The organism is Bacillus sp. YC2 (assembly GCF_019891195.1).
In the GTDB taxonomy this organism is placed as follows: domain Bacteria; phylum Bacillota; class Bacilli; order Bacillales; family Bacillaceae; genus Bacillus.
This window is the reverse complement of sequence record NZ_JAHXDO010000001.1, coordinates 847645-867178: the sequence shown is the minus strand read 5'-3', so window position 1 is coordinate 867178 and position 19534 is coordinate 847645. Positions and strand designations below refer to the sequence as shown.

Here is a 19534-nt window from a genome sequence, read left to right as displayed (position 1 = left end):
AAAAATAGATATGTTATAACAAAAAAAGCCCTCCTTTCAATTATAAATGTTGTTGAAGATAGTCTGAAAAGGCTTTGATGTTTTTTTCGTTGCGCCTGTAATATGTCCATTTTCCGATCCGTTCAGATTCTAACAGGCCGGCTTTTTGCATCGTCAGCAGGTAGCTTGAGATTACGGACTGGGCAAGCCCTGATTTCTCCTGAATATCGCCGACGCAGATTCCGGTGCGGAAGCTGAGGCCCTGCTCAAGATATGGACTTTCATCAAAATGTTCCGCGGGATGTTTCAGCCATGTCATAATATCACTTCGGGTTTTGTTAGATAACGCTTTATGAATAAGTATTGGTTCCATACAGCTTATTATATCTATTTTTCTGGATTTGTAAATTCGTTTTCAAAAAAACCTTTCTCACAATGGAGACAGACCAAAATTTCGCAAATAATTGTGTTAAAATATAACATATTATCAGATTCCCGGTAAAACCAATACCAGGATGTCATCAGGAGGATATTCTCATGAATCAAACAAACAAAAAAGGTACAGTCACGGTGACCCTGTTTTCCGCTGTGATGTTTTGTTTATTGCCGGTTATCGGCTCGCTATCTCCGTTTGCAGAAACGGGGCCGAACGCGAATTCGTTTAACTCTGCCGGCATGTGGACGTCTGTCGGTATGATGCTTGTCTTCTATCTGATTCCGCTTGCTCTTTATGTTCTCGGTGTAAATGCGATGAAGATTATTATGGCTGTTTTTTGCGGAATCGGGCTTATCATTTCTACGGCTGTCGTTTTGGTGACGATCGCTGTCGCTGCGGCTTCAGGACAGGAGCTGTCTCCCTTTTCCGGCGTTTTGGCTTGGTCAGGCGCGGCTTTTATCGTTAATGTACTGTGGTTTGTTGTCGCGTTCCGTTCGGCTCCGAAGCGTCAGCAGGCTATATGACAATTGTTCTGTAAAGGTTTATTATGGTATGTGATAGCGGTTTAGCTTGTTTAAAAAAGGAAATTGACATTGAAAAAAGACAGTTCATTTCATAGGAAAACTTTGGCGGCCGGGGCGTGGCTTTAACTGCAGGAGCGATTTCTGACCTGCCGATGGGGAGGGTGCCATTTTGATTCATTCAAGGGACGGAAAGCTGACGGCGCTTGACCCGGACGGCAATGAAACATGGCACTATCAAACGGACAGCAATGTCATTTCTTCACCGGTTCTCGCTGAGGACGGCACGCTGTACATCGGCACTTATAAAAAACTGTTTGCTTTCGGTTCAGCGACATAACAAAAAGAATCCGCGTCACATGCGCGGATTCTTTTTCTATTTAGAGGCTTGAATAAATACGCCTTTTTCATGAGAAAATTCTTTAAAGCCGTACACGCCGTGATATGAACCGATTCCGCTCGTATTGACGCCTCCGAACGGGAGATTCACGTCAGTGAAATGAACGACGACATCATTGATAGAAGCATTGCCGGACGTCGTATGCTGCAGCACGTAATCGATAAGCTTTTGATTATGGCTGAATACATATAATGCAAGCGGTTTGTCACGGTCTGTGATGTATTCTGCCGCTTCGTCTATGTTTTCGTAATTCATGAGCGGCAGAATCGGTGCGAAGATTTCTTCCTGCATGATCTTCATGTCAGGAGTGACGTTTGTCAGCACGGTCGGAGAAATCGTGCGGTCATGCGCATCAAATACACCGCCGAATGCGACTTCCGCCCCTTTTTCAATCGCGTCGTCAAACAGGGCTTTGACACGGTTAAAGTTGCGTTCATTGACAATCTGCGTGAATTTATCGCGGTCAACCGTATGGTCATCTTCCATAAAACCGGCGTTGACAATGGTCTGCAGCATATTTGTAAATGCATCCTGTACGTCTTTCTTAATGAAAACATAATCAGGGGCGATACATGTCTGTCCCGCATTGACAAATTTGCCGACCGCGATTTTTTTCGCCGCGTCCATCAGGTCGTACTCGCTGTCGATAATCGTCGGGCTTTTTCCGCCAAGCTCAAGCGTGACGGATGACAAATGCTTCGCCGCAGCCGTCATGACGATTTTTCCGACGTTTGTGCTTCCGGTGAAGAAAATATGGTCGAACGGCTGGTCGAGGAGTTCTGTCGCGACATCGACTTCGCCTTCAAAAATAGCGACCTCTTCTTCATGAAATGCCTCGCGAATCACTTTCGCGGCAATATGGCTTGTTTTCATCGTAAAGTCAGACAGCTTCACAATCGCGCTGTTGCCTGCCGCAATCGCTGCTGCAAGCGGAGCCATCGTCAGCATAAACGGGTAATTCCAAGGGCCGAGAATCAGGGCCGTGCCTTTTGGCTCGTACATTAACACGCCGTCAGCCTCCGGGTTCAGGGATGAGCCGACTTGTTTTGGAGCCATCCAGGCTTCTAGATTGTTCATATTATCTTTGATGGCTTTGATCGTTCCCTGCGTCTCCGCTCTTTTTACCTCATGATAAGGCTTGCGGACGTCTTGTCTGATCGCTTCAATGATTTCCTCTTCGTGAGTGGTGACGGCCTCTAATAAGCGGCTGAGCTTTTCTTTTCGCTGCTCCGCCGTTGAAGCGCGCAATGCTTTCTGGTTTTTCTTCTGCAGCTGAAAGACGCGCTGAATATCTGCTTTTACTTGCTGGTCCATCTGTAATTCCCCCTGATTTGCTTTTTTGTTTCTCTCGGGCCTATTATAAAATGATGTGATTCCGTATCAAAGACAGCGGGAAAGCATCTATACGTTACCGTACAATAACAGGACATCTGTCTAATGAAAGGAGTGTCTCTTATGCCTGATTCTGTGACGGCTGACATGAAACAATCGCTGCTGGCGCTATTGCAGGAGCGGGATATCCGCCGGATCACAATGAAGGAAATCGCCGGGCATGCGAACGTAAGCCGGGGGACACTGTACCTTTATTACGAGGATAAATATGCAATTATAGAAGATATTGCAGAAGAAATGAAAGAAGGACTGAGCGAAGCGCTCTATGATTCGCTGAAGCATAAGGATTTTCTTAATTTAAACGGGACATGGCAAAAGGTGCATCCGACATTGTCATTTGTTGATCAGCATCGGGTATTTTTCCAAACCATGATGGATCGCAATAAAATGCCTTATTTTCACTTTCACGCTTTTTTTAAAGATGTGTTCCGGCAGGATGTTCTTCTGTCGCCGGTCAATGCGGATTTCTCGCCGACTGAACAGGATATGTACATTCATTACCGCGCCTTATATACGTATGCCATCGTTCTGTATTGGCTGAATGAGGATCAGGAGGCATCCCCGGAGGCGATAAGCGGGCAGGTGTGGGATTTGATTTCTCAAAAGCGGTTTTTCTGGCTGTTCGGCCGCCAGGTGTCGGAACAGGGAGAAAAACAGCCCGCCGACCGTCGGGTGATCCGAACGAGGCAGGCCTTACAAGAGGCGATGCTTGACGTAATGGCGGAGAAAAAAGATTATGCGGCGGTCACAATTTCCGATATTGCCCGGAAAAGCAATCTCCGCCGCGCCACTTTTTATGACCATTACGCCAATAAAGAGAAATTGCTGAAAACGATTATTCACCAATCGTGCCGAGAGCTGATCGGCTTATTGACGGTAAACGGTTCGCCTGCTGACTGCTCCATGGCAGAAGCGGAGGCTGCGCTCGTCCGTTTGTTTGCGGCTCTATCGGAAGGCATGCCGCTCGTCCATTTTCTGAGAGAGGGTTCGGGCGTTCCCGACGTCATTCCGGAAATCTTCAGAGCGCTGCAATCCTTTTACCTGCACCAGCCGATCCGCATTCACGCGGGCAAAAAGCTCTACGCCTATTACGTCGCGTCCATGCTCGTCGGGTTGATACAATATCGCCTCCAAGAAGGAAAAGACCACGCGCCGGAACTGCTGGCGAGGGAGTTCTTGCAGTTTTTGGATGTGAAGAAGTATAGGGTGATTTTGCTGTGAGACCTTCAGCCGCGACAGGCTGAGGGTCTTTTATTGATAAACATCGCATACAAACGGCCAGACTTAGCAAAAAATAGAATATGAAGTGCGGCTTTCTTGTCTTTTTAAAATTCCTTTCCGCCTTTTTCCCTTCCGGTTCAAAAAAAGAAAACCGTTCCATATGCCGTCTGATCAGCATTCTGCTGCCAAACATGACAAATGTCATACTCGGGGCATGATGGCCGCTACTACAAACGCGGCGAGCGCCTCGGTATACTGGGTTTAATAATAAAGATGAAGGGACATGACATTCATGATCAATCAAACCGCAACACAAAAGCAAGCATCTTTAAAAAAGCAGGTAGCTGCATTTTCCGGTGCCGATACAAAGCATAGTGTCATTCAGCTTTTCAACACGTTTGTGCCGTTCTTTGCCCTTTGGTTTCTTGCTTATTTCAGCCTCAATGTCTCCTATCTTCTGACCCTCGCTTTTACTGTTATAGCAGCAGGATTTTTGACAAGAATTTTTATTATTTTCCACGACTGCTGCCATCAATCCTTTTTCAAACAAAAGAAGCTGAACCACCTGTTCGGTTTTATTTCAGGTGTGCTGACACTGTTTCCGTACCTTCAATGGCAGCGAAGCCACTCCATTCATCACGCAACAAGCAGCAACTTAGATAAACGGGGAACCGGCGATATTTGGATGATGACTGTCAAGGAATACAACGAAGCGTCAGCTTGGACAAAAGTACGCTACAGACTTTATCGAAATCCGTTTGTTATGTTTATTCTCGGACCGATTTACGTATTTCTTATTCAAAATCGATTCAACGTAAAGGGCGCCCGCCGCAAGGAGCGCTTGAACACCTATTTCACGAACGCAGTGATTGTCTTATTAGCTGCTGCAACGTGCCTGATTGTTGGCTGGGAAGGCTTTTTGCTTGTACAGGGTCCGATCTTCCTCATTTCGGGATCAATCGGCGTCTGGCTCTTTTATGTACAGCATACGTTTGAAGACTCTTACTTTGAAGCAGATGAGCATTGGAACTATGTGCAGGCCGCAGTAGAAGGAAGCTCCTTTTATAAGCTGCCGAAGCTTTTGCAATGGCTGACAGGCAACATCGGCTACCATCATGTCCACCATTTAAGCCCGAGAGTGCCGAATTACAAGCTGGAAGCGGCTCATAAGGGGCATGAACCTTTAAAAAATGTACCGACCATTACGATTAAAACAAGTCTTGAATCCATGAAATTCCGTCTGTGGAATGAGGATCAAAAGCAGTTTGTCACCTTTCGGGAGGCACGAAAAACACCGCCGTCTCAGCAGGTGCCGGAAGAATCTTTAAAGAAAAATGCCTAATGTGGCGCAAGGCTCTTTCTCTTAACGGAAAGAGCCTTCTGCATAAGGATTATGCAATGAAGGCGGTATTTTGATAAAGTGATGGTAGACACAAGGAACAGAAGGTGGAACAAGGATGAAGAAGTATTTTAAATTTCAAAAACTGAACGGGATTTCTCCTTATATATGGACGATTTTTTTCATCCTGCCCTTTTATTTTATTTTTAAGTCATCCTCAACCTTTGTGATGGTTTCCGGCGTCATTTTCACACTTGTTTTCTTTGCCGCATATCGCTTTGCATTTGTCGCAAAAGGCTGGCCGCTTTACTTATGGGCGTTTCTTCTGATCGGCATTTCGACCGGCTCTGTCATGCTGTTCAGCTATATTTATTTCGCCTTCTTTATCGCTTATTTCATCGGCCATATTCGAGATAAAGTTCCTTTTTACATTTTATATTACATTCATATCACCAGTGCGGCGATTGCCGTCAACTTCAGCCTTGTGCTGAAAAAAGGGTGGTTTTTGACACAAATCCCGTTTATCGTCATTACATTGATCAGTGCCGTCTTGCTTCCGCTCAGCATTCGAAGCAGGAAGGAACGGGAGCGCCTTGAGGAGAAATTAGAGTATGCAAATGAACGAATTGCAGATCTTGTGAAGCTGGAAGAAAGGCAGCGCATCGCCCGTGATCTTCACGATACGCTTGGGCAAAAGCTCTCCTTAATCGGACTAAAAAGCGATCTTGCCCGAAAGCTGATTTACAAGGACCCTGAACAGGCGCGCGCTGAACTGAAAAGCGTTCAACAAACGGCCCGCACCTCCTTAAATGAGGTCAGACAAATTGTCTCGTCTATGAAAGGCATTCGATTGAAGGATGAGCTTGGCAATGTTCGGCAAATTCTTGAAGCTGCAGGAATTGAGTTTGTGTACGATGAAAAAGAAGCGCCAAAAAATATCTCCCTGCTAAACGAAAACATCGTCAGCATGTGCATAAAAGAAGCCGTCACCAATGTCGTGAAACACAGCGGCGCCAAAATATGCCGTATTACCATGCAGCAGCTCTGGAAAGAGGTTGTCATTACGGTAGAGGATGACGGCAGCTTCAAAGGCAGCCAAGCCCACTTCTTTTCAAAGGGTCACGGTCTGCTTGGAATGAGAGAAAGGCTTGAATTCGCAAACGGCAGTTTAGCCATCGATACATCTACTGGGACAAAGCTGATCATGAGCATCCCAAATGATTCAAAATCAAAAGAAAAGGATGGTAGCAGATGATCAACATCTTCATTGCCGAGGATCAGCAAATGCTGCTCGGCGCACTTGGTTCGCTGTTGAATTTAGAAGAGGATATGACCGTTGTCGGCAAAGGCACAAGCGGCCAGGATGCCATCGATTTCGTGGAAAAACATGCTCCTGATATCTGTCTGATGGATATCGAAATGCCCGGAAAATCAGGTCTTGAAGCAGCAGAAAAGCTCAAAGACAGCGGTGTAAAAATCATCATTTTAACGACCTTCGCCCGCTCCGGCTATTTTCAGCGGGCGCTAAAAGCAGGCGTCAGCGGCTACATGCTCAAGGACAGCCCAAGCGAGGAACTCGTCAGCGCCATCCGCAGCGTCATGAGAGGACGACGCGTCTACGCACCTGAGTTAATGGAAGACATCTATAGTGAAGAAAACCCGCTGACCGAACGGGAAAAAGCGGTGCTGGAGCTTGTTGCGGACGGAAAAAACACAAAAGAAATCGCAAACGCCCTTAGCATCAAAAGCGGAACAGTCCGCAATTACATTTCGATGATCCTAGATAAATTAGAAGTAAAAAACCGAATTGAAGCAATTACCCGATCAAAGGAAAAGGGCTGGTTTAAGTAACCGGCCCTCAGCTTGTTCAGCCAGTGTGTTTTTTAGTTGCACACTGGCTGTTTCATTTACTCACCGTCACTCCGTTTCTTCCTTCCATTTCTCATCAATCAGCATTTTCCCAGGCCATGTGTAAGCCATAATGCCGCCGTCAGCGGTGATGTCTTCACCTGTGACGTAAGAGCTGTCGTCTGAGGCGAGGAAGAGAGCTACGGCTGCCATTTCCTTCGGTTTTCCGAGCCGGCCGAGCGGTGTGACCCATTTGTTGGCTTCACGGAACTTGGCTCCCATTTCTTCTTCTTTTGTACCTGCCAATTTGTCAATCAGCGGTGTTTCAATCGTGCCCGGCGATATGGAATTGACACGAATTCCGCTTCTGGCATAATCAATGGCCATTGCTTTTGTCAGGTTCGTAATGCCGCCTTTTGCGGCGTTATAGCCGGAGCGGTCAAGGTCTGCGGCCCGGCCGGACATGGAGGACGTGTTGATGATTGAGCCTCCTTTTTCGAGCATGAGCGGAATCAGGTACTTGCTGCAAAGAAACGTGCCGCGAAGATCGACGGCAATGATCCGGTCAAACAGCTCAACCGGATATTCATGGACTTTTCCGCCCTCCTGATCGACTCCGGCGTTGTTAAAGAGAATATCAATTGTTCCGTACTTTTGCTGAATGCCGTCCGCAAAAGACTTTACGTTTTCTTCGTCTGATACATCAAGGTGAAAGGCTTCTGCTTCTCCGCCGTTTTTTCTGATGGCGCTGACGGTTTCATTCAGTTCGCTTTCATTGATGTCACCGCAGATCACGCGGGCGCCTTCATCGGCGAAAACCCGTGCCGTCGCTTGTCCGATGCCTGTCGCGGCCCCTGTGATGATTGCGGTTTTGTCTGTTAATCTTCCCATATTGCGATTCCTCCTTTTTTTATATCTGTTCCCGCTGAATAGGGGGATAAACATATGGAGGTCTGTTTCTAAATACCTATTAAATATGTTAATATTATGTATATGCATCATTGGGAGGTTTACATATTTTGAAGATACAGCATAAGAAGGAGATAGCGTTTTATTGTTATGCCATTGTTCCTATGGGATTTGTGATTTACACCGTTATCTCTATTCTATTTCAGGACATCACATTTCCTCTCACTGTAAGAAATGTTCTGCATGAGTCTTTGCGAAACTTGGGATCTCTTATCTTATTTAGTTTGTTTTTCTACCCGTCATACATATGGATGAAGAAGGAATTCGGCCGCCGGAAGGAAGCAGAGAGGAGAGGATGATCAACATTCTCTCTTTTTTATTGATAAAATGGGTGAAATGAATCCATTAACATGTTAAATTTACAATATATGCATCTGCTAATCCTAGTTGACAATTGTCACTGTATATGGTAAATAGATGCTGAAAAGATTTTACATAACATCAAAGCATAATTAAAGGAGAGATCTGAAGTGCGGAAAAAAAAGTTTAAAGCAGAATCCAAGCGATTGCTGGACATGATGATTAACTCCATTTACACGCAGAAGGAAATTTTTCTCCGCGAGTTGATTTCCAACGCGAGCGATGCCATCGACAAAATCTACTACAAAGCCTTAACGGATGATTCGTTAACCTTTGATCAAGACAATTACTACATAAAAGTGACGGCGGACAAGGATGCAAGAACGCTCACTGTCACAGATACCGGAATCGGAATGACGAAGGATGAGCTTGAGCAGCATCTCGGAACGATTGCGAAAAGCGGCTCTCTCGCTTTCAAAAAAGAAAATGACATCAAGGACGGACATGATATTATTGGCCAGTTCGGCGTCGGCTTCTATGCGGCGTTTATGGTGGCTGATAAGGTCACGGTGAAAAGTAAGGCGCTCGGCAGTGACGAGGCGTATGTATGGGCGTCTGAAGGTGCGGCCGGCTACACGATCGAGCCTTGTGACAAGGAAACCGTCGGTACGGAAATCACCTTGAAAATAAAAGAAAACACAGAAGATGAAAGCTATGATGAGTTTTTAGATAACTACCGCATTAAATCGATCATTAAGAAGTACTCGGACTTTATCCGCTACCCGATCAAAATGGAAGAGACGGTCAACAAACCGAAAGAAGACAGCGACAACGAGTTTGAAGAGGTGCTGGAAGAGCAGACGGTCAACAGCATGGTGCCGATCTGGAGAAAAAATAAAAGCGAGCTGACGGATGAAGATTACGAGGCATTTTATGCCGAGAAGCATTACGGCTTTGATAAACCGCTTACCCATGTGCATATCAGCGTCGATGGAGCGGTGCGCTACAACTCTATTTTATTTATTCCGGAAAACATGCCGTTTGACTACTATTCGAAGGAATTTGAAAAGGGCTTGGAGCTGTATTCCAACGGCGTGCTGATCATGAACAAATGCGCCGACCTGCTTCCTGACCATTTCAGCTTTGTAAAGGGAATGGTTGATTCTGAGGATCTGTCTTTAAACATTTCCAGAGAAATGCTGCAGCACGACCGCCAGCTGAAGCTGATTGCGAAAAACATCAATAAAAAAATCAAGGGCGAGCTGAAAAGCCTGCTGAAAAACAACCGAGAAAAATATGAATCTTTCTATGAATCCTTCGGCAGACAGCTGAAGTTCGGCGTCTACAATGATTTCGGCGCAAATAAAGACGTATTGAAAGATTTGCTGTTATTCTATTCCTCTACAGAGAAAAAACTCGTTACACTGGATGAATATGTGTCCAGAATGCCTGAGGATCAAAAATACATTTATTACGCGTCCGGCGACTCGTACGAGCGAATTGAAAAGCTGCCGCAAACTGAAATGGTGGCCGACAAAGGCTATGAAATTTTATATTTCACTGAGGATATTGATGAATTCGCGATCAAAATGCTGACAAGCTACGAGGAAAAAGAATTCAAATCCGTTTCAAGCGCAGACTTGGGCATTGACGCGGATGAGGATGAAAAGCAGACAGAGGCCGAAGAAAACGAGCATAAAGATCTTTTTGAAAATATGAAGGAGATTCTTGCGGATAAGGTCAAAAACGTCAGAGCCTCCAAACGGCTGAAATCACATCCGGTCTGCTTAGCCACAGACGGTGAAGTGACCATTGAAATGGAGAAAGTATTAAACGCAATGCCTGACAGCCAGCAGGTCAAAGCGGAAAAAGTGCTGGAAATCAACCCGAATCACGAAGTATTCGAAACGCTGAAAAACGCTCATGAACAAGACAAAGAAAAACTCGCATTATATACAAACCTTCTGTACAATCAAGCGCTGCTGATCGAAGGGCTGCCGATTCATGATCCGGTAGAGTTTACGAATGACATCTGCAAAGTCATGGTATGACGCAAAAAAAGGAATCGTCTCAGTCAGGAGACGATTCCTTTTTCTTTTACAGCGTCCGCTGTTTAAGAATGTGGTTTTGTTTGCTGTCCTTCTTTAATGTGAACCGCTTTTTCAGATGGGACTCAATTTCTTCTAAGCTTCTGCCTTTCGTCTCAGGAACGATATAGGCGGCGAAGAAGAAGGAAGTGAGACAGATGACTGAAAAAATGCCGAAGACCCAGCCGATGCCCATTGCACTGAGCATAAGCGGAAACACTAACGATACGATCAGGTTGGTTGCCGACAGAATCAATGTCGTGAATCCCGTTGCGGCTCCGCGTGCTTTGGACGGGAACAGCTCCGGCATCAGAACCCATACGACGGGCCCCCATGTCGCCTGGTAAAACACGATATAGATTCCGAGAAATAAGACGGTCAGCCAAGCCGTTGATGATGATAAGCCGGCCAAAAGGAGAATGGCTGATAATGACGCCAGGCTCAAGGTAATTCCGACACTTCCCCACATCAGGAGTTTTTTTCTGCCGACACGGTCGATTAAGATCATGGCGGTGATACACATGATGACGTTGAGGACGCCGATGCCCATCGTACCGAGCACTGACGCCGATGTGCCGAGGCCGGCCTTCGTAAAGATCGTCGGCGCATAGTAGATCACTGTATTAATGCCGACAGCCTGCTGGAAGACAGCCAGTCCGATCCCGATTAAAAGCATAGGGCGAATCCATTTTGCTTTCAGCAAGCCGAGCGTCGATTCTTGTTTTTCGGCTTCCCCTTGCTTCATTTCTGCCAGTTCGATTTCAATATCTTCTTTGTCATGCGTCGTTTCCATGACTTTTTTGGCTTCTTCTTCACGGCCGCGTTTGACCAGCCATCTCGGAGATTCCGGCATAAACGCAATCCCGATTAATAAAAGCGCTGCCGGAACTGCTGCCAATCCGACCATCCAGCGCCACGCCTCAAATGGTGTAAAAATATAATTCACAATATATGCAAGTAAAATACCAGTCACAATCATTAAATTATTCAGTGTACCAAGCGTTCCGCGTACTTTCGTCGGCGCCATTTCAGAAAGATAAACGGGGACAAGCGCCGTAGAGCCGCCGACTGCCAATCCGAGAATGACCCTGGATATGATCAGCATGGTGACGGTTTGTGAAGCTGCACAAGCAAGCGCTCCGAAAATAAAAATAAGTGAAAGGACGAATACGACCTTTCTCCGGCCCCATCGATCCGAGCAGGTTCCGCTTAGTGCAGAGCCGAAAATCGCACCGAGAAGCAGCATGCTGACGACCATTCCCTCTGTCAAAGTGGTTAAAGGAATATCATTGTTAATAAAAAGCAAAGCCCCGGAGATCACGCCGGTGTCATAACCATAAAGCAAACCTCCTAATGCTCCAAAAAAGTAAATCATGTATTTTTTTGTGTTTTTCTTCACAGATGATCCTCCTCATCTTCTGGAACGCATGAATGTGTAGTAAGATAACTATTTCATTCCCTTGTGAAAAAAAAGATAAACATAAAAAACACGCCTTCCTGAGGAAGGCGTGTTTCTTTTTTCTTATGAAAACAGCTTGTCGATAAACGTGATGTCTTCTTCAGAAAGCGTGATGGACGCTGCTTTGATATTATCTTTTAATTGCTCCGCGCGTTTGGCGCCCGGAATCAAGATGTCGATTTCCGGTCTTGCCAAATACCACGCGAGAACAATGTGTGCGGTGTCGGCATTGTGCTTTTCGGCAATCGGTTTGAGCTGATTGACTTTTTTTATGTTTTCTTTAAACTGCGCCCCTTGGAAATGCTTTTGTTCATTACGCAGATCGCCTTCTGGGAAGGTTGTGTTTTCGTCGTATTTGCCGGCTAACAGACCGGATACGAGCGGGAAGTACGGGATAAATGAGATATTGTTTTCTGCTGTATAAGGGAAGAATGTGTTTTCCGCCTCGCGGTTCAACAGGTTGTATTCGCCTTGAATCACATCGACGAAGCCGTCTTTGTTCGCTTCCTTCAGCTGCTCCAGAGAGAAATTGGAGACGCCGATCGCGCGGATTTTCCCTTCTTTTTTCAATTCATGCAAAGCCTGAACGGCTTCATCTTTCGGTGTATGGTCATCCGGGAAATGGATGTAAAATAAATCAATGTAGTCGGTTTGCAGTCGTTTCAGGCTGTCTTCCGCCGATTGTTTCAAAAAGGCCGGTGAGTTATCAAACACAAAGTCATCGCCTTCTTTTCTGTGCGCCGCTTTAGTCGCGATGATGACATCTTCGCGATTAAATTCTTTCAGGACTTCTCCGATTAATTCTTCAGAACGGCCCACGCCGTAAATATAGGCGGTATCTAATAAAGTAACGCCGCTTTTGATGGCTTCCCGGACTAATTCTTTTCCCGTCTCTTCATTCAAATTCGGATAGAGATTGTGCCCTCCGACCGCATTTGTGCCTAAACCGATCGGAAAAACTTGTAAGTCTGATTTGCCGATTGTTGCTTTACTCATGATTTCGCCTCCTGGTAGAAAGTGGGTATCTATTGAGACTGCCGGCAAAAGATGGCAGCATTCTCTATTAACTATAACGCTATGCCAAGTGAATGTCGATTTGTTGCTCTTTGCAATACTTCGTATATTCTTCATCCAGCGGCTGAGACGTTACGATGCTGTGCAGCCTCTCGAAAGGCGCATAGGTTAAAAGCGTTGATTTGCCGAATTTGGAATGGTCCGCGAGCAAATACACTTCGTTCGCCTTTTCGGAAATTTTCTTCTTGACCTCGTATTCCAGTAAGTCGGAATTCGTCAGGCCGTGGGTGATCGTTGTTCCGGTAGCGGACATGAATGCCTTGTTAATATTGTATTTATTAAGTGTGTTTGGATCATCGATGCCGACAAAGGACCGTGTCTTCCGTTTGTAGTTATTGCCGATGATGATCAGATTGATATTTTTCAGGGATGAAGCGGAATTAATGATATCCAGGCTGTTTGTCAGTACGGTCACATTTTTATTGGGGTCCAGCGTCTCCAAAATGGATTTGGTCGTCGTGCCGGAGTCAATAAAAACAAGATCATGATCTTCAATGAACCGGGAAGCATAATGGGCAATTTTAATTTTCTCTTCCTGATTTTGAATGGTGCGGTTTTCATAAGGGACAAGCATCGATTTTTCAGCCGATGTGACGCCGCCGTATACTTTTTTAATGACCCCTTTTTCCGCAAGCTTGTTAATATCGCGCCTGACCGTGTTTTTAGAGACATTGAATACCTCGCATAATTCATCTAATGAAGTAGCACCGTTTTTTAAGATGTATTCTTCCATCTCCTGTATCCGCATCAGTTTCATAAAAAAAACTCCTTCTAGAATTCTTAAAGTAATTAAAATATATAATAAATACCAAGAGTTAATCAATAGTTACTTAACAAATGATAAAACCGATGTGTCATTTTGTAGGGGTAAATGACCGTTATACAATACCTTATTTTTTCATCCAAAAAAAGTATTATAAAAATAATGAAAAAATTTTGATTTTTTAGATTGACTTGAAGGTGTGGTGGGCTTACAATGTAACCAAGAAATGACCAAAAAGTAACCTGTGAAACCAAAAGTGAAAGATGTAACCGTTTGCTGTTTTCAGCAAATGATCAAATTTTATGAATTACCATCATTTTAGCATTTGTAAGCGTTTAATTCATGTCTTTTGTATGTAAATCATGAATATATTCATCCATTATGATCCAGCTGTATACAGGATGTTTACTATTAAGGAGGCAATAAGAATGGCAGAGATCAGAAAACTTAAAAACTACATCAATGGTGAATGGGTTGAAAGTAAAACAGATCAATATGAAGACGTTGTCAATCCGGCTACAAAAGAAGTGATGTGCCGGGTTCCGATTTCTACGCAAGAAGATGTTGATTATGCCGTCCAATCAGCGGCTGAAGCGTTTAAAACATGGTCAAAGACGGCGGTGCCGCGCCGCGCGAGAATTCTATTTAACTATCAGCAGCTTCTTCAGCAAAACAAAGAAGAGCTTGCCCGCCTGATTACATTGGAAAACGGTAAAAATACGACAGAAGCACTGGGCGAAGTGGGACGCGGGATTGAAAACGTCGAATTTGCAGCGGGAGCGCCATCGCTCATGATGGGCGACTCACTTGCTTCCATCGCGACGGATGTAGAAGCCGCGAACTACCGCTACCCGATCGGAGTGGTCGGCGGAATCGCGCCGTTCAACTTCCCGATGATGGTTCCTTGCTGGATGTTCCCGATGGCGATTTCATTAGGAAACACCTTCATACTGAAGCCGTCTGAGCGCACCCCGCTGTTAACGGAGAAGCTGGTCGAGCTGTTTGAACAAGCCGGGCTGCCGAAAGGCGTATTCAATGTCGTACACGGAGCGCATGACGTCGTAAACGGCGTTCTTGAGCATCCTGAGATTAAAGCCATTTCATTCGTCGGTTCAAAACCGGTCGGTGAGTACGTGTTCAAAAAAGGAAGCGAAAACTTAAAACGCGTTCAGGCGTTAACGGGCGCGAAAAACCATACGATTGTTTTAAATGACGCCCACCTTGAAGATACGGTCACAAACATTATCGGCGCTGCATTCGGTTCAGCAGGAGAGCGCTGCATGGCTTGTGCGGTTGTGACGGTTGAAGAGGGAATTGCTGATGAGTTTATGGCGAAATTGCAGGAAAAGGCCGCAGACATCAAAATCGGAAACGGATTGGATGACGGCGTATTCTTAGGCCCTGTCATTCGCGAGGACAACAAAAAACGCACGCTCGGCTATATCGAAAAAGGAATTGAAGAAGGGGCGAGACTCCTTTGTGACGGCCGTGAAAACGTATCGGAAGAAGGATATTTTGTCGGCCCGACGATTTTTGATAACGTCACAACGGATATGACAATCTGGAAAGACGAAATTTTCGCGCCTGTATTGTCCGTCATCCGCGTGAAGAACTTAAAAGAAGCGGTTGATATCGCCAATCAGTCTGAATTTGCCAACGGCGCGTGCCTGTTTACTTCAAATGCGAACGCGATCCGCTACTTCCGTGAGAATATCGATGCGGGAATGCTCGGCATCAACCTCGGTGTGCCTGCGCCGATGGCTTTCTTCCCATTCTCCGGCTGGAAGTCTTCCTTCTTCGGAACATTGCACGCAAACGGAAAAGACAGCGTTGATTTCTATACACGTAAAAAAGTCGTGACGGCAAGATACCCGTCTCCGGACTTCAACTAATATGACAGCCATCCCGGACGGCTTGCGAACCGCTGCCGTCCGGCTCATTCTTTACAATAAAGAGGAGGAATAATCATGAGTCATTTGTTGCGGAAACCGCAGGCGGATGAGCTTTCACAAGGCGTGAAGATCATTCATGACGTCACTTCAGCTAATTCAGACCTCGAATATGTTCGGTTTAAAGTCGTGGATCTCGCACCGGGCTCCCGCTATACAGAAGAATTGAAAAAGATGGAGTGCTGTATCGTTGCAGTGACAGGCAAAATCACGGTGACGGACCATGATCAGACATTTGAAAGCATCGGCACCCGCGAGAGCGTATTTGAAAGAATACCGACGGACAGCGTCTATGTATCAAACGATCAATCCTTTGGAGTGACAGCGGTCAGTCAGGCACGGGTCGCGCTTTGCTATTCTCCGTCTGAGCGGCAGCTCCCGACAAAGCTGATTAAAGCTGAGGATAATGGCGTGGAGCACCGCGGAAAGCTGGCGAATAAACGTACGGTTCATAACATTCTCCCCGATTCAGACCCGTCGGCGAACAGCCTGCTGGTTGTTGAAGTCTATACGGACAGCGGCAACTGGTCGAGCTATCCGCCTCATAAACATGACCAAGACAATCTGCCTGCTGAATCCTTTTTAGAAGAAACCTATTATCATGAAATGGACCCGCCGCAAGGCTTTGTATTCCAGCGCGTATACACGGACGACCGCTCTATTGATGAGACGATGACTGCAGAAAATGAAAACGTTGTCATTGTGCCGGCGGGCTATCACCCGGTTGGTGTTCCGGACGGATATACATCTTACTACTTAAATGTAATGGCGGGACCGACACGGAAATGGAAGTTTCATAATGATCCCGCCCACGAATGGATTCTGGAACGCTAACAAGTGAGGAGTGGCAGTTTACGATGAAGTATACGTTTAATGAAGAAAAAGAGTTTGATATTGTCGCGATCGGACGCGCCTGTATTGACTTGAACGCGGCGGAATACAATCGGCCGATGGAAGAAACGCTGACGTTTTCTAAATATGTCGGGGGCTCTCCGGCGAATATCGCGATCGGCAGCGCAAAGCTCGGCTTAAAAGCGGGTTTTATCGGTAAAATACCGGACGATCAGCACGGCAGATTCATAGAGTCGTATATGAAGGATAAGGGTGTCGATACGTCCCAGATGGTCATTGACAGAAACGGACACAAAGCGGGTCTTGCCTTTACTGAAATACTCAGCCCTGAAGAGTGCAGCATTCTGATGTACAGAGATGACGTGGCGGACTTGTATCTTGAACCGTCTGAAGTCAGTGAGGAGTACGTCGCAAACGCGAAGATGCTTCTCGTATCAGGTACGGCGCTTGCAAAAAGCCCTTCACGCGAAGCCGTCCTCAAAGCAGTAAACATCGCGAAAAAACATAGCGTAAAAGTCGTTTTTGAACTCGACTACCGTCCGTATACATGGCAGTCAGCAGAAGAAACCGCCGTATACTATACATTGGTTGCAGAACAATCCGACATCGTCATCGGCACGCGTGATGAATTTGACGTGATGGAAAACCGCCCCGGCGGCAGTAACGACGAAACCGTTCAACATTTATTTGCACACTCCGCTGACCTTGTCGTCATCAAGCACGGTGTTGACGGGTCATACGCATACAGCAAATCAGGAGAGGTCTTCCGGGCAAAAGCCTACAAAACAAAAGTATTGAAAACATTCGGCGCTGGTGATTCCTATGCCTCAGCCTTCATTTACGGGCTTGTCAGCGGAAAAGACATCGAAACGGCATTAAAATACGGGAGCGCCTCCGCGTCAATTGTCGTCAGCAAGCACAGCTCTTCGGAAGCGATGCCGGCTGCGGATGAAATCGTCAGGCTCATTGAAGCACAGTCTTAATGGTAAATCAAACGTATAAAAGGTGGGATCGTTTGTGGGCAAGAAACTTCGCTTAACGACAGCACAAGCGCTGATCAAATTCTTAAACCGGCAGTACATCCATATTGACGGAAAAGAAGAGCCGTTCGTTGAAGGGATCTTCACGATTTTCGGGCATGGAAATGTCGTAGGGATCGGGCAAGCGCTTGAACAAGACGCAGGCCATTTGAAAGTTTTTCAAGGTAAAAACGAGCAAGGCATGGCACATGCCGCAATGGCATACAGCAAGCAAATGCTGAGACGAAAAATTTACGCCGTATCGACGTCAGTCGGCCCTGGAGCCGCGAACTTAACGGCCGCGGCAGGTACGGCGCTGGCCAATAATATCCCGGTGCTGCTGCTTCCGGCAGACACATTTGCGACAAGGCAGCCGGACCCCGTCTTACAGCAGGTGGAACAAGAATACAGTGCGGCGATTACGACAAACGATGCATTGAAGCCTGTTTCCCGCTATTGGGACCGCATTACACGCCCCGAACAGCTGATGAGCAGCTTAATCCGGGCATTTGAAGTGATGACAGACCCAGCAAAAGCCGGCCCGGCAACGATTTGTATTTCTCAGGATGTGGAGGGGGAAGCATTTGATTTCGATGAAAGCTTCTTCGAAAAGCGCGTTCATTACATCGACCGGATGCAGCCGAGCGAGCGTGAGCTGAAAGGCGCGGCAGAAAGAATGAAAGAGAGCAAACACCCCGTCATCTTAGTGGGCGGCGGCGCGAAGTATTCCGGCGCGCGTGATGAATTGATCGCGATTTCTGAAACATACGGCATTCCGCTTGTGGAAACACAGGCCGGCAAATCAACGGTTGAGGCTGATTTCGCCTACAATTTGGGCGGCATGGGCATTACGGGCACACTCGCCGCGAACAAGGCGGCCCGAAAGGCTGATTTAATCATCGGAGTCGGCACACGATATACGGACTTTGCGACATCATCAAAAACGGCATTCGATTTTGATAAAGCCAAATTCTTAAATATCAATGTCAGCAGAATGCAGGCGTACAAAATGGACGCGTTCCAAGTCGTAGCGGATGCGAAAGCGGCGCTCAGCAAGCTGCACGGCTTATTAGAAGGATACAAGAGTGAATTCGGTTCAACGATTAAAGAATGGAAAGACGAATGGCTGGCTGAACGGGAGCGCCTCGGCAAGGTCACCTTTACACGCGAAGCATTCGTACCGGAAATTAAAAATCATTTCTCACAGGACGTATTAAATGAGTATGCTGACGCGCTGCAGACGGAGCTTCCGCAAACAACGGCGCTGCTTACCATTAACGAAACGGTTCCAGAAGACAGCGTCGTCATCAGTTCGGCGGGTTCTCTTCCGGGAGACTTACAGCGTTTGTGGCACTCAAATGTCCCGAATACGTACCATCTCGAATACGGCTACTCTTGTATGGGATACGAGGTATCAGGCGCGCTCGGCCTCAAGCTGGCCCATCCTGACAAAGAGGTTTATTCGCTTGTCGGAGACGGCAGCTTCCTGATGCTGCACTCAGAGCTGATTACGGCCATTCAATATAACAAAAAAATCAATGTCCTGCTCTTTGATAACTCCGGCTTCGGCTGTATCAACAACCTCCAGATGGATCATGGCAGCGGCAGTTATTTCTGCGAGTTCCGTACAGACGACAATCAAATTTTAAATGTTGATTATGCGAAGGTGGCAGAGGGCTACGGCGCCAAAACATACAAAGCCAATACAGCGGAAGAGCTGAAAGCGGCGCTGGAAGACGCGAAAAAACAAGACGTATCAACATTGATTGAGATGAAGGTCCTTCCGAAAACGATGACAGACGGCTATGACAGCTGGTGGCATGTCGGCGTAGCGGAAGTTTCTGAACGGGAAAGCGTCCAAAAGGCATATGAAGCAAAAGAGAAAATGCTGCATGCTGCGAAGCAGTACTAGATGGGAGGCATCAC

17 protein-coding genes and 1 pseudogene are annotated in these 19534 nt (G+C 46.3%); 12 read left to right on the top strand and 6 right to left on the bottom strand.

The annotated features are described in order from the left end of the window. Window positions 1–40: 40 nt before the first annotated feature. A complete protein-coding gene (locus tag KY305_RS04315; protein ID WP_223061499.1) occupies window positions 41–352 on the bottom strand; it encodes an ArsR/SmtB family transcription factor in 312 nt (103 codons plus the stop codon). A gap of 164 nt (window positions 353–516) precedes the next feature. Here KY305_RS04315 and KY305_RS04310 point away from each other — a divergent pair, with 164 nt between their 5' ends. Together KY305_RS04310 and KY305_RS20230 are read left to right on the top strand one after the other, a co-directional pair. After that, a complete protein-coding gene (locus KY305_RS04310) occupies window positions 517–939 on the top strand; it encodes a DUF5391 family protein (protein ID WP_223061498.1) in 423 nt (140 codons plus the stop codon). 178 nt (window positions 940–1117) lie between these two features. Further along, window positions 1118–1384 (top strand): annotated as a pseudogene (locus tag KY305_RS20230) (outer membrane protein assembly factor BamB family protein); the annotation flags it as partial. Here the strand turns inward: KY305_RS20230 and KY305_RS04300 are convergent. Continuing rightward, window positions 1313–2650, bottom strand: a complete 1338-nt coding sequence (locus KY305_RS04300) for an aldehyde dehydrogenase family protein (RefSeq protein WP_223061497.1) — start codon at window positions 2648–2650, stop codon at window positions 1313–1315. The pseudogene KY305_RS20230 and the gene KY305_RS04300 overlap by 72 nt on opposite strands. Before the next feature lie 141 nt (window positions 2651–2791). Between KY305_RS04300 and KY305_RS04295 the strand changes: the two genes are divergently transcribed. From KY305_RS04295 to KY305_RS04280, 4 genes are all read left to right on the top strand, one after another. Then, complete coding sequence (locus KY305_RS04295) at window positions 2792–3949, top strand: TetR/AcrR family transcriptional regulator (protein WP_223061496.1); 1158 nt, start codon at window positions 2792–2794, stop codon at window positions 3947–3949. Between the two features lie 292 nt (window positions 3950–4241). Next, window positions 4242–5291: a Delta(5) desaturase DesA gene (desA, locus tag KY305_RS04290; RefSeq protein WP_223061633.1), complete on the top strand. Its 1050-nt coding sequence runs from the start codon at window positions 4242–4244 to the stop codon at window positions 5289–5291. Between the two features lie 115 nt (window positions 5292–5406). Next, on the top strand, window positions 5407–6543 hold the full coding sequence (locus KY305_RS04285; RefSeq protein ID WP_223061495.1) for a sensor histidine kinase: 1137 nt from the start codon (window positions 5407–5409) through the stop codon (window positions 6541–6543). Beyond that, complete coding sequence (locus tag KY305_RS04280; RefSeq protein ID WP_223061494.1) at window positions 6540–7139, top strand: response regulator transcription factor; 600 nt, start codon at window positions 6540–6542, stop codon at window positions 7137–7139. Before KY305_RS04285 ends, KY305_RS04280 begins: the two co-directional genes overlap by 4 nt. Before the next feature lie 66 nt (window positions 7140–7205). Here KY305_RS04280 and KY305_RS04275 read toward each other — a convergent pair whose 3' ends face one another. Beyond that, window positions 7206–8027 carry an SDR family oxidoreductase gene (locus KY305_RS04275; RefSeq protein WP_223061493.1) on the bottom strand — a complete coding sequence of 274 codons (822 nt, stop codon included), beginning with the start codon at window positions 8025–8027 and terminating at the stop codon, window positions 7206–7208. 128 nt (window positions 8028–8155) lie between these two features. On the opposite strand from KY305_RS04275, the gene KY305_RS19885 reads away from it, so the two are divergent. Then, window positions 8156–8404, top strand: coding sequence for a hypothetical protein (locus KY305_RS19885; protein WP_014306134.1), 249 nt, complete (start codon window positions 8156–8158; stop codon window positions 8402–8404). 171 nt (window positions 8405–8575) lie between these two features. Then, window positions 8576–10456 (top strand): molecular chaperone HtpG, encoded by a 1881-nt coding sequence (htpG, locus tag KY305_RS04270; RefSeq protein ID WP_223061492.1) that lies wholly within the window; start codon window positions 8576–8578, stop codon window positions 10454–10456. 46 nt (window positions 10457–10502) lie between these two features. Here the strand turns inward: htpG and KY305_RS04265 are convergent, their stop codons facing one another. The 3 genes from KY305_RS04265 to KY305_RS04255 all read right to left on the bottom strand — a co-directional run bounded on the left by KY305_RS04265 (window position 10503) and on the right by KY305_RS04255 (window position 13782). Next, window positions 10503–11891: a sugar porter family MFS transporter gene (locus tag KY305_RS04265; protein WP_223061491.1), complete on the bottom strand. Its 1389-nt coding sequence runs from the start codon at window positions 11889–11891 to the stop codon at window positions 10503–10505. Between the two features lie 123 nt (window positions 11892–12014). Then, entirely contained in the window at window positions 12015–12947 is a 933-nt protein-coding gene (locus tag KY305_RS04260) for an aldo/keto reductase (protein WP_223061490.1), read from the bottom strand. A 79-nt stretch (window positions 12948–13026) separates the two neighbouring features. Beyond that, complete coding sequence (locus tag KY305_RS04255) at window positions 13027–13782, bottom strand: DeoR/GlpR family DNA-binding transcription regulator (protein ID WP_223061489.1); 756 nt, start codon at window positions 13780–13782, stop codon at window positions 13027–13029. Between the two features lie 434 nt (window positions 13783–14216). Between KY305_RS04255 and iolA the strand changes: the two genes are divergently transcribed. The 4 genes from iolA (at window position 14217) to iolD (ending at window position 19520) form a co-directional block, all read left to right on the top strand. After that, window positions 14217–15680 carry a methylmalonate-semialdehyde dehydrogenase gene (iolA, locus tag KY305_RS04250; RefSeq protein ID WP_223061488.1) on the top strand — a complete coding sequence of 488 codons (1464 nt, stop codon included), beginning with the start codon at window positions 14217–14219 and terminating at the stop codon, window positions 15678–15680. Between the two features lie 75 nt (window positions 15681–15755). Further along, complete coding sequence (gene iolB, locus KY305_RS04245) at window positions 15756–16571, top strand: 5-deoxy-glucuronate isomerase (protein WP_223061487.1); 816 nt, start codon at window positions 15756–15758, stop codon at window positions 16569–16571. A 23-nt stretch (window positions 16572–16594) separates the two neighbouring features. Further along, the gene (iolC, locus tag KY305_RS04240) at window positions 16595–17572 is read left to right on the top strand and encodes a 5-dehydro-2-deoxygluconokinase (protein WP_223061486.1); all 978 of its coding nucleotides are present in this window, start codon (window positions 16595–16597) and stop codon (window positions 17570–17572) included. A gap of 34 nt (window positions 17573–17606) precedes the next feature. Next, window positions 17607–19520 (top strand): 3D-(3,5/4)-trihydroxycyclohexane-1,2-dione acylhydrolase (decyclizing), encoded by a 1914-nt coding sequence (iolD, locus tag KY305_RS04235; protein WP_223061485.1) that lies wholly within the window; start codon window positions 17607–17609, stop codon window positions 19518–19520. Window positions 19521–19534: the final 14 nt, after the last annotated feature.